Source organism: Flavobacterium jejuense (genome assembly GCF_006491595.2).
GTDB classification, from domain to species: Bacteria; Bacteroidota; Bacteroidia; order Flavobacteriales; family Flavobacteriaceae; genus Flavobacterium; species Flavobacterium jejuense.
Genome location: NZ_VEVQ02000020.1, coordinates 37,094 through 49,629, shown reverse-complemented (window position 1 = coordinate 49,629; position 12,536 = coordinate 37,094). Strand labels below are relative to the sequence as shown.

The 12,536-nt window shown below is 29.3% G+C and carries 6 protein-coding genes; all 6 read right to left on the bottom strand.

The genetic code is table 11. The annotated features are described in order from the left end of the window. Positions 1–5: 5 nt before the first annotated feature. Positions 6–716, bottom strand: a complete 711-nt coding sequence (locus FIA58_RS20080; protein ID WP_140964489.1) for a hypothetical protein — start codon at positions 714–716, stop codon at positions 6–8. A 2-nt stretch (positions 717–718) separates the two neighbouring features. Continuing rightward, entirely contained in the window at positions 719–4,285 is a 3,567-nt protein-coding gene (locus FIA58_RS20075; RefSeq protein WP_140964488.1) for a choice-of-anchor J domain-containing protein, read from the bottom strand. 10 nt (positions 4,286–4,295) lie between these two features. Further along, on the bottom strand, positions 4,296–9,953 hold the full coding sequence (locus tag FIA58_RS20070; RefSeq protein ID WP_140964487.1) for a hypothetical protein: 5,658 nt from the start codon (positions 9,951–9,953) through the stop codon (positions 4,296–4,298). Next, positions 9,950–10,552 carry a hypothetical protein gene (locus FIA58_RS20065; RefSeq protein WP_243754714.1) on the bottom strand — a complete coding sequence of 201 codons (603 nt, stop codon included), beginning with the start codon at positions 10,550–10,552 and terminating at the stop codon, positions 9,950–9,952. Before FIA58_RS20065 ends, FIA58_RS20070 begins: the two co-directional genes overlap by 4 nt. A 48-nt stretch (positions 10,553–10,600) precedes the next feature. Next, complete coding sequence (locus tag FIA58_RS20060) at positions 10,601–11,104, bottom strand: OmpH family outer membrane protein (protein WP_140964485.1); 504 nt, start codon at positions 11,102–11,104, stop codon at positions 10,601–10,603. 309 nt (positions 11,105–11,413) lie between these two features. Beyond that, entirely contained in the window at positions 11,414–12,535 is a 1,122-nt protein-coding gene (locus FIA58_RS20055; protein ID WP_140964484.1) for a type II secretion system F family protein, read from the bottom strand. Between the last annotated feature and the right edge of the window lies 1 nt (position 12,536).

The following is a 12,536-nucleotide window of genomic DNA, read 5'->3' as shown; positions in this document are numbered from 1 at the left end:
TATTTTTATTTTAATGTAATTTCTCTTTGATCTTCTAAAACATAATTTGAATATGCTTTAGAAGGTTGTATTCCGTTTTTAGATTCAACAATGTATTTTGAAAAATCAAAAAAACTATTCTCTATTTTATTTCGATTAAAATTTGAATAAACAATCTCTAAAACAGGTAAATCTAAATCTTGCTTATTAAAATCTTTTGAGAAATTAATTGATGTATTATAATAAAACAATTGCTTTTGGATAAAATAATTTTTATTAATCTGAATTACAATTTTGGAATATTCTAATCCAGAAAAGGGTTTGTTTTCAATTATTAATTCCCAAAACTTTCCTTTATTGATAAAGCTTTTTATTGAACATATTTCTAGTAATTTTTTCAAATCAAATTGTTCCGTTGAAATAGGTTGCGAAAAAGAAAGCATCATTAATTCATCAGGGTGAAAAATGCTTAAACACATTTTTTTATTCCAAATAAATTCGGTTTTATCTATTTTTTGATAGATTTCGTTTTTTTCATTCTTTTTAAAAACACCATTATAAGTTTCATAAATCTGTTTAGAAGACTTATTCTTATAAAGGTTATATTTCGTTTCAAATTGTAATGGACTATTCTCAGAATAAACAACATTCAATTTATTTAATACCTCTTCAGCATTTTGAGCGTTTATAAAAACGGAAGTAAACGTTATTAAAAATAGAGTTAAGATTTTCTTCATTATTATTGTTTTATAACGTTTCCAGATCTTGTTTCTTGAATGGTTTTAACCCCTCTAGAAGTTTCTTTTTTAACACGAACTAAACCACCTTCTTTATCATATTCATAAAAAGTTGAATAATTGTTTTCATCTAATTCGGCCATTAGTCGAAATGTTTCTGGATCATATACAAATGACTTCATGCTTCCGTCCATTGGATGAATACGAACATCATCAAAATAAACAGGAATACTAGTGCTGTTATTCGTTAAAGCAATTTGAATATAAGCTGTATTTTCTGGAATAGTAATTTGTTTAAATATTCTTTGCCATCCATCTATTATATCGCCACTAGGAATACAATCTTCAGTTCCAATTTCTATTTTTGGATCTGAATTGTCTAAATATTTAATTTGAATAGTAGGGTTTGTATAGCTAACAACTTGTTTGTTAATTTCTTCTTTTACCCAAGCACTGATAATGTATTTTTTTCCACTTTCTGGTTTAAAATTCAAACAATCATTACATCCTTCAAGTGGTTTATAAGGACCACAGCTCATTCCAACAGGAATGTATAAATCTGTTTCACCATTTACAATAGATACACTTTTAGCAATTAAACCATTTGAAAGATAATTAGGTTCATCATAAAAGAAATTAAAATCATTTGCTCCATAATAATCTGCTAAGAAGCTGTATTTGTCATTTGAAGGAAAATCTGTATTCCCATATGCCATTAAATATTTTAACGATGTTCTTAAGAATGAAGATACTCTAGCTGTTGTACTAGAAGTTCTACTAAGCTCAGGGTTTAAATTAGGATCTTCTTCTTTGGTTAAAATCGATTTTCTAGCTGAAGAAGAAGCATCATTATCTACATAAAAACCATCTTCAATACCTACAACAAATAAATGAGGTTTTCCATCTGGTGTTGTTCCAGCACCATAGTTATTGTTGAATTTTTTCATGGTATTAAATAAGCTAGCTTGATTTGCTTTAGGAATAGCTGTTTGGCAACCATCAGTAATTAAAATAACGAAGTCTGGATTTATTTCTAAAGCTTTATTTAAACCACTATTCCAATAATCAGAATTTGGGCTTACTCTGTTTGTTCTGTAACCGTTAATCCAGTTTAAGTATAGACCTAAGTTATTAGCTGTTATAATTTCATTTAAAATAACATTATTTCCGTTATTTGGAATAGTTGTATTAGTTCTAGTATCCGTATCAGAATCTGATAAACCAATTAACGAAATACGTACGTTAGTTCCATGTGTATTATCTTCAAGTTGTTTGGTAACAAAAGATTTTAATTGTGTTCTAATTTTTCTTGCTTCTTTTTCATCTATAGAACCAGATTCGTCTACTACGATTGCGATGTGTCTTTCACAATTAATTGTATCTGATGGACAAAAATCTATATGTCTAATAAAAGTTTCATCTCCATTGTAAAACTGTCCTGAAATCCCTTTCACATCAGGATAAAATTCGTTTTCAAAAGAATAGTAATTACTTAATACTATGTCCTGAATTGGTAATTCAGATTGAGGTATTATTAATGAAACATCTAAGCTAATCCCATGATTAGCAAAAGAAAATCTAATGATGTCATTGATGTATGAAAAATTATAGATGGCTGGATTAGTGTCAGTAATGTAAGGAGCTAAATCCGTTAATTCTTGACAAGTAAAACCTGATGTTACTGTACCAGACGGAAGAGATGCTAGTTTATTAACTAAGGCTATTACTAAGTTTTTAACTACTTTTGAATTAGGATTTGTTACTGTACATGATTGGATGTTTTCACAATCATTTATGTAATATGTACTTAAATACTCGCCAGTACATTTCTTGTTATCACTTTTCTCTACTGTTAGTTTAACTTTATAAGAACCTTCTACAATATAATTGATTGTAGGATTGGCTACATTGGAAGTGAACAAAACAGTGGTTCCGTCTAAGTCATAAAAAGTCCAGTTATAATCTAAACCCGTTTCAATAGTATTAAATGAGAAATTAATAGACTCGTTTATGCATAGATCAGAATTAGGTTCTATTTCACCTACAACACATCTTGTACAAAAATTAATATGTTTTACCCTTGCATTTGAAATTAGGTTATTATTTGATAATTTGATTTGATTTAAAAGATAAGTATAACTTGTGGCATTAACAAAATTCTTGTCAATGGTTATACTATTTATTATTGGATCATCAGAAGTTTGCCAATTATTTATAGTTACATCTGGTGTATTTCCTGGAATTGTTGGATGAAATGAGAAAGAAAAATCTGTAGCATTAAAGTTGTATATTTTTGGATTAGGATCTATAATGTATTGGGATAATAATGTTAGCTCAGGACATGTGTAATCTACAATTGGCTCATTATTATTAACCTTTTGCCTTAAATGATTTAATAAGTTTTTAAATAAGTTTGATACGTACACCGCCGAGTTAAATTCACCTGTACATCCTCCTGTATTATTGTTTACTATTGTTGTACCTACCCAAGATGAAGTTTGATCATTACAAATAGGTCTAATGTAAACCTCATAAATAATATTAGGACTTAAATTTGTAATTTGAAAATTAGTTTGCGTTACTATTGTCCCTGTATTGTTATTTGGAACACCAAGATTATTAGGCTGAACAACAACTTCCCATGAGGATACTTGGCTAGAAGGATCGTTTGCATTCCAACTTAAACTGGCAGAATTTCCATTATAATTACTAATCTGAAAACTGCTAAGGTTTGGCTTTGGACAAGGAGGTAAAGCCTTAAACGTTTTGGGACCAATCCATGCACTCTTCACTATTCCATCTGGACAAATAGACCTAACATAAAATTTATATTCTTCATAAGGTATTAAGCCTGAAACATAATATGGATTACTATTTGTATTATTTCCTACACCATTAGTAGTTGCATTAACTGGTAATAATTCTACCTCCCACTGAGTAGCGATCCCATTATTATTCCAATTCAAAAAAGCTGAAGTAGAACTCACATTTAAATAATTTAACTGAGATGGAGCACTACAACTATCAACAAAACTGATATTATCAATTAACCAACTATTACCATTGTTGTTTTTCATAACAAAAGCAATGTAAACACTTTGACCAGTATAATTTGTTAAATCTATAGCTTTTTGAATATAACTAGTTTGACTTCCTCCATTCATTAATTGAGGTTCATTCCACGTTTGTAGTGTAGAAAAATCAGAGACAGAAGTTTGAGATCCTGTAGAAATTCGGATACTAAATTCACTCCCATATATCCCATGTTGAGTTAATTTTGTGTAAAAAGCTATAGCCTTATCTACATTAATATTAATTAAAGGAGTTACCAACCAATCTTCAGCTATTCCTCCACCTTCTTTTTGTATGTACGCTGCTTTACTTCCTAAATAACCTTGATTAGATATTGATTTCCAAGATTGTGTTAAGCCAATGCCATTATCAAAAACAGCCCAACCAGCTGGTGGAAAGCTAGATCCTTCAAAATCTTCATATAATTGCGCAAACAAACTACTTGTTAGAATAAAACAAACAGCACTTAAAAGTATTTTAAATTTTAAAGTATTCATTATTTTACTATTATTTTTTAGTTTGTATTGTTTTAGTAGTTAAGACAGGTTCATCACAAGTAACTATCTTTTTTGTAATAATTGCTTTTCTTTTTTTAGTTCCTTCACTTGGTGCTACTCTTATACTTCTTCTTCCAGTATGTGATTGCGTATTTGAAATTGTGATATTGTTTTCATCTAAACTACCTTCAAAACTGAAGTGAGATAAAGAATCACACTCTGAAAAGTTATAATCCTCAAAACCATCATAAGCAAGTTCATTGTATTTTGTATTAGAAGCAACAGCTAATGGGAATCTATAATTATATCCATATAGAGCAGAGGAATATCTATTTAAAGCATCTTTATTCTCAATTTCTTGCCCATAAGGATTATAGTTTGTAACTTCTGATGCAAACGTCCATTTGTCAATATAGCTTTCGTTAATTTTCCACTTATTAGCAACATCATAAACATAAAATGGGTAAAAATCATTATAAAAACCAGAAACTCTTGGGGTTGCATTATTTGAATGGTGTCTTCCTGTTAAGTACGCATACGATTTTTTGGCTCTCCAATTCCCTAATATATTATATAGGTAAGGATTATAAGATTCATCAATTACTTTATCGTATTCATCACTTTCATAATCTAATAATTCAAAATTGAAAACTAATTTACCTTCATTGTCAAATTTCATTTGTGGTAATTTACATTCACATTGTCCTGCCCATATATTTGAATATTCTACTGCTGAAGCATTAATAATTCTATATTCATTCCAGTTTGTAGATTGAAACAAATTAGGATCAATAAGGTCTGAATTATTAGGATTTCTTTTTGTCAATGGATTTGTCATTGAAGTAATTGAAGCCATACTGCCCATTTGAAGATTTCTATATCCTGAACGTATTACTTTAATAGAGCCATTATTAACACTATATTGATCAACACGTAATCCTTCTTTGTTAATTAATGTGATTACTCCATTATCCTCAACATCTACAACCCAAGCTTTGAATGGTCTTGGTCTATCTCCATATAGAGGTTCTGTATATCCATTAGTTCTACCTTGTGTTATCCACAATTCATCTCCAGCTAAAAGATAATCTTTAGCATTATAGTTCCCTTTAAAACGATACTGACCATCATTATTATTAGTATCTGTTAATTCAATATTCCATTCTAAATCTAGATTGGTTATCGCTTGTCCCATAGCTTTGTAATCACCATTCCAATATGCTGGATAATTAAAGCTATAATATTTATCATTATACTCATTAACTGTTTCTGTAATTAATACTTGACCCGTTTCTGCATCCCAAGCTAAATTTTTAGTAGAAACAACTGCTCCCACATCATAAGCTACTGTTTCTCTTAAAATTCCTGATGAATGTATCACCTTAGTTGTTACTGCTGTTTTTAATTTATCCTCAAGTCTAGAGAATTTTGGTAAAGGTGTTGGTACGACTAAGTATATTATTGCTAATGGTAAACCAGCAGAGTTGAAACGAATACCACCTGTTGTAGTTACTGATTTATTTTCCCTAAAATCATTAATTACATCATAATCTACACCAACAATATTCTGTTGAACTTGTCCGTTTGAATTTATGGTAGTTATTTCATTATCAAGAAGTCCATCACTTTTTATTTTTTGTATTTCTATATTGTCTTTGTATTTATAATCTACGCCTGATATATGAGCTGTTTGTCCTTCGGCATATACTCTTTGGCTTTTCATTTTACCGTCCATATCATTGGTATGAATTGAAAAACCTTGAGATAAAGTCAAGTGTTGCTTTGTGTTAATATTAACAATACTAGCTAAAGGCGATTTGTCATAATGAGAAGATAAAGTTGTATAATTTACTAAAGTTGGATAATCAAAGGATGTGAAAAATTCAGTTACAACATGACCTGTAGCATGTTTTTTTACTTTAAATATGACTCCATCTACATCTTTTTCTCTAGGTAAATTTCTAACTGAAACTTTTGAATAAGTAACCTTTGGAGAAGGAAAAAATGACTCTCCAAGTGGTTCTTCTACATAATTTTGTTCATCAGGCCCTAATAAAAGACCTGGGTTTGTTTTATCATAAAATGGTTGGACTAATGGGTTTTCTTTACACCCAAGAGGTTCGTACGTTGCTACTCCTGAAGTAGTTTTGTCGTTTTCACCACCATCTCCTTTTGTATAACTGTATTCTTGACCATAAGATTGTGAATAAGCTGCATTTCCAGTATGATTTGTCATTATATCCCATTCGTCAGATAATTTCACTCGTTTTACTCTACTACCACCTCCAATTTTTTTATTTTCAGGGTGTTTCAAACGAATCCAAGATTTATTAGTAATAAATTGACTTGCTATTCCCTTGTCCTCTAATCTTCCATTTGGGCTTTGTAATATTTGAAATACTGATGGAATTGTTCCAATTAACTCCATTACAATACTTTTCAAATCTTTAGATTCCTCATTATTTGTAATTCCATAAACAAGTCTGTTCAAATAGGTACGACCAAATTGCCAACCTGCTTTTGAAATTGGATTTACATCCTTATTTGCATTAACTCCATCTCCTTTTTTTGCCCACTTAATTTTTATACCTACTACATCACTTCCGTCAACTTTAAAATCATTATCGAGCTTTAAATAACCCGTTACATAATCATATTTATCAGGTGTACTAGCTCCGGGCATAGGGTTTGGATCAAACATATTAACCAAAAATCTAAAATAAATTGGCTGATTTATTAGATCACTAATATATTTTTTTCTGAATTTATCTTTTCCTTGTTCTGAATTTTCAATATTTTCATTGATTTTAATAAATAAATATTGAGAACCAAATAAATTATTAGTCATATTCTGTTGCGTCCCATTGCCAGCACCTATAACTTTAAACATTTGCATTGCCTCTTTATTTTGAACAAATGCATAATCATCCGCTTCATAATCTAATGAAATTGTCCCACCAGAAGGTAATTTAACGCTATTTAGATGCCAAGCTGTTGCATATTTATCTGCCAATTCTCTATTTGATTGATCAACGAAAGGATATTCAGCATTTGACATGGAACCAGAAGTAGGATTGCAACTGACATCTACAGGTGATGGTTTATAATTCCCCCAAACATCATAGGCTTTCATGTCGTAATCAAAATTATTTATGTACCCAAATTCATAAGGAGTGTATTTTCCCATATTTGAATCCCTATACGTAAAGTATACTTTTTTAAGGGTTAATTTACCAACAGGATCACTTGTATTTGAATCTGCTTTGTAAGAAGAGTAATTTTTATTATTTTCAATCCCTCGGCATAATGAATATTCATATTCAAAATGAGCTACTTTTATTGGCTTGGCTTCATCTTGATAAGCGTCATATTCAGGCTTAGAATATAATGATATTTTATCTAGTTTATAAGACTTTGAATCAATATTCAATCCTCCATTTTCTCCTTCTACACCATATCCATCTTCCCGTTCTGAAATTTCAAAAATAGCAATATGCGTTTTTGTTTCTATTTTTTGGATATAAGACATTTCTTTCTCCCCATATTGATAATTTCCTTTGTCGTCTTTTTTACTAGATTTCAATCCCTCATCATAGTTGGCTTTATATTTCCCAAAAGGAACTCTCCATTTGTATAATCCATCTTTTTTTGTTTTATTATCATATACAAATTTTGTGTAAGAACCTAAATCACCATCAGACGGACCTGATATACTGTCAATGTCTTGGAAATCAGAAGATAAAACATAAGTCAACAAATAGGTATGCGCATAGTCAGGTGTAGTAACCCTGTTAAAATATTGATCCCCGTCTTTTTTATTATTAGCTGAATTATCTCCATTTAAATAAGAAATCAAACCTGTTGAACAATTGCCATCATGCCCATCTTTATTACTTACATCAAAAGTAACTTCTCTTTTAACATGATTATATAATGCTTTACCAAAAACATATTGATCGCCACCATCTTTAATAATTCTAATTTCGGCTGTATGATGGTCTTTAGCATAATCACTAAATGATTTGCTAAAACCAAATTTTGCAGCTTCTTTTCTTGTTAATTTCTGAATAGCTTGATTTCTATTGACTCTTTGAGTTCTTACAATTTTATTAGTACTACCAATTTTTTCTGTTACATTATTATCAAACTTATAGTAATCTTGTGTGGTAGTTCTAGCATAACTACTTCCAGATAAATCAAACTTTATTGGAGCATATTTTCCAAGTTCATTATTTAAGATATCTTTTTCTTTATCAACATGATTTCCTCCAATATTTTTGAAATATATTCTTTCATAATCAGGCTTATTGTCTTTTTTCTCTTTAAAACGTGTTAAAGCTTGATTGCCACTAGACCATAATTTTGTATAACTATTTCCTATTGTTACAGTGGCATCAAAACCCCATTCTTGCGCTGGTGCTGGTCCAATCTCACCACCAGCATTTCCTCCTACACTCTTATCTACAATTTTATTATCATAGACATAACCAATTTGACCACTATAAGGTCTAAACATCCCTGATACTCCTTGTCCTTGAACTGTGTAAATATCAAAAGTATAATTAGTTATTGGTAAAACAGATGTGTGTTTGTTTACAGTTCTGTCTTTTTCTCTATTAAAATCTAAAACATCACTTTGTGAAGCATTATAACTATTTTCATATCCAAAACCTTTTTCTATTTTATATTTTTCGGAATCATCAATTCCTTGTTTTGTCATAAATCCAGAAAATTTTAATCCTAATTCAGGTCCATAAATATCAGCATCCAAATCCATATTGAACATGAAATTTGATGATTTCATACCCACTCTTTTTGTTGGTGTAAATGAGGCATCAATGAAAGATAATGAACCTCCATTTGAATAAGTTTTAGAATGCCCAGCAGAAAAGTTTAAATTTTCACTTACATCAAAACATTGGATATTTCTTCTTTTAGCAGAAAAATTCATTCCTTCAATACCTTTTCTACTATTATAGCTTACTCCTAAGCTTCCTGTTAATTCATTTTCTCTTTGAGTTTTACCTTGATTCTTATTGTGAAAAGACAAACTAGGCGATGCAGAAACTCCTTCTGTAACTGAAGATTCCATTTGCATTCCAACAGCCATAGATTTCCCTACATCTAAACTAAATCCTCCATTTACAGAAAACCCTATACCATCATAATTATTATACTTTACACTTAAACCAGCATTTAAACCACCTTTAATTATTTTTTCTTTGTCTTCATTTAATCCAAATAAAGCAAGATTTATTCCAACTCCAGAACCAACTGTGATATTGTCTTTCATGTTATTTTCATAGATCATAGAATCTCCATTAAAATCATCTGGCAAACCACGCATTTGTCTGTTAATTTGTCCCACATTTAAATTCCAACCAAGACCTACCCATGATGCTTCTTGATCCATTGTTACACCAGAGTTATAGGCTAGATTTATTGGGTAACCACCCACATCCATAATAGGAATATTGTAGTTGAAATCACCACTTGCTAAATCTACCATGTCTGAAGTTCCAATAGGAGTAAAGGAATTGAATTCTGGTTGAGATGGTCCTTCTGTTAAAGCATACATTTGTAAAGGTTGTGTAACCTGTAAAAACATCATTATGGCTAAATAATATGCCAAAAATTTAGAAAACTTACTAGATCTAATCTGCTTCATAATAGTATTTCTGTATAAGTGTCTTTGAATTGGAATTTTAACGTTCCTTTTTTGAATAATTTGTCGTTGTATATGAGTTGTATTTTTTCTTTTGGATCAATTCCTGAGAAAAAAAGTAATACTTTTTGAAAAGGAGCTACCTTGAAATTTCTTTCATAACTTACTCCAGAACATTGTATAGTGTCGTTTTTTGAAGTCACTACGTAAAAGTCTTTATCTAGTGAAAATGACATGTATTTTACACCTTCTTCATAAGATAAAGAAGTAAATTTATCTTTTAATAAATCATCTTCATCTTCTTGTTCGAAAGTAAATTCAAGGACTCTTTCTGTTTTATTTTCTTGATATAAAGAATCAATATTAAAGAGATCTTCATTGCCTTGGTCTTTTAGTAAATAATATTGAATGGGTACTTCAGTTGCAGTAAAGTTGATATCATCAACTTTTTGAGAATGTACTTTAGATTTCCAGCCAAATTTTTCCAATTGAAAAAGTTGATAACGAATAGATCCATCATCAACTAAAGGCTTTTTTTCTACTTCTTTTTTACACGAAAAAAAACAAAGTAAAACTAAAAATAAGATTGTAAATTTGTTCAATTGTTTATTTGCCTGTTTTATTTCCAGATGAAATTACATATTAACTAACTATAGGCCAGCATATTTTTTATTAACGTACTCCAATAATTTTCTTGTAACATCTAATGATTCATCAGCAAATAAAACATTTCTTTTATCGTTTGATCCTACTATTATTTTGTAATTATTCTCTTTGGAAAATTCTTTAGAATAACTAGCAATTCTTAACCATATTTTTTCAGATTCTTCAATTGCAAAAGATTGGTTAAATTGATCAAAATCATCTCTTTTAGAAACGAATTCTTTCATCATTATCTCTTTTATTTCTTTTGACAAATCTTCTCTTTGAATTTCGAGATAAAGACTATCTAAATTGGCTTTCTTTTTATTAAATTCTTTTTCTCCTATCTTTTTCATTTCTTTTGTCATTCTAAATTCTTCAAATAGCTTATTATTATCTACATAAACTATTTTTTCAGATGAATTTGAAAACTTGTATAGGATAAAACCTGTTAATAAAATTATTAATACAGAATTAATTAACGCTAAAAGACTCCATTTATTTTTAAGCATGACGTAATTTGATATCTTATTTGCAAAACTAAATCTTTAATAGTAATAAAGCAATAAGTATGTTAACATTTATTTTATAAAATTAGTTTTAATAATTTTGTCTTAACATTAGCATTTTATTTAATAAAAAATATGTAAAATAATTTAAACCATATTATTGAAAAGCATCATTTTAGAAGCGATTGTAATTCATTTAGTCATATAGTTTAAAAATAAAGTTTGTTGACCAAGAAATCTTTAAATTAAAACAAAACTATAAATTAAAGCTAATCACTAGTACTTGTATAAGTTAGAAAAGGCACTTATAAATTATTTAATAATTTTACTTAAATCAAACATAGGAGCATACATGGAAACCATAATAACTCCTACTACAATTCCAATAACAATAATAATCATAGGTTCAAGAACTACCCCTATCATTTTTGTTTGATGGTTTATTTCTTCATTATATTGTTCTGACAAGCGCTCAAACATAGTATCAAGTTGGTTGATTTGTTCCGCAACTTCTACCATTGAAACTAATTTGTTTTCATAAATTTTATGTTTTCTCAAACTTTCATGCAAGGAGGCTCCTTTAGTAATATCATTTTTAATACTTTCAATGGAGTAAGCAATAGGATAAAAGCTTATCATCTTAGAAGTTAAAGACAAAGAAGTTAGTAAAGTAGTTTTTGAAGTAATCAATAGATTCATTGATTGACAAAAACGAGAAATATATATTTTTCGAATAAGATTTCCAAAATAAGGTATTTTTAAAATTAAAGTGGAGATAAATTTTCGATAACCATCCTTTTCTCGCAATAGAAAATGGGTAACAACTAAAGCAATAATCGTTAAGAAAAACAATAGAAAAATAACTCCTGAATGATTTGAAATCTTGATAATGTATTGGGTGCTTTTTGGTAATTCACTTCCAAATTGCTTAAATACAGAACTAAACATGGGTACAACCTTATTCAACATAAAATACAAGACTAAAACTGTTACCAACATTACAATTGAAGGATAAGTCAGTACCGAAACAATTTGTCTACGCATTTGAATTTTTCGGTTGAAATACTTCTGGAGTTCTGTTAAAACTTCTTCTAGTTTTCTGGTTTCTTCTCCAATTTGAACACTGTAATATTCGTAAGGAGAAAATTGTTTGGATTCCAACATGGACTCATAGATGCTTTTCCCATGAACAATTTTATCTTTCAACTCTAAAATAAGCTCTTTTTCTTTTTTCTTTTCAACTTGTTGACTTAAGATTTCTAATGCCTTCTTAAAATCGACACCCGATTTTAAGAGCATGCCTAATTCTCTATAGAATATTTCTTTTTGCTTATCCGAAAAGGTTTTGGAAACACTGAGTTTTCCAAAATTGAATTGAAAATCCTTCTTTTGTTTTGGCTTGTTTTTTTTGTAATTGTTTAAATCTAAACTCATT

Bases quoted from the DNA above. Each gene is read 5' to 3' on its own strand.
- FIA58_RS20080 (WP_140964489.1), bottom strand. From the start codon at position 716: ATGAAGAAAATCTTAACTCTATTTTTAATAACGTTTACTTCCGTTTTT.
- FIA58_RS20075 (WP_140964488.1), bottom strand. From the start codon at position 4,285: ATGAATACTTTAAAATTTAAAATACTTTTAAGTGCTGTTTGTTTTATT.
- FIA58_RS20070 (WP_140964487.1), bottom strand. From the start codon at position 9,953: ATGAAGCAGATTAGATCTAGTAAGTTTTCTAAATTTTTGGCATATTAT.
- FIA58_RS20060 (WP_140964485.1), bottom strand. From the start codon at position 11,104: ATGCTTAAAAATAAATGGAGTCTTTTAGCGTTAATTAATTCTGTATTA.
- FIA58_RS20055 (WP_140964484.1), bottom strand. From the start codon at position 12,535: ATGAGTTTAGATTTAAACAATTACAAAAAAAACAAGCCAAAACAAAAG.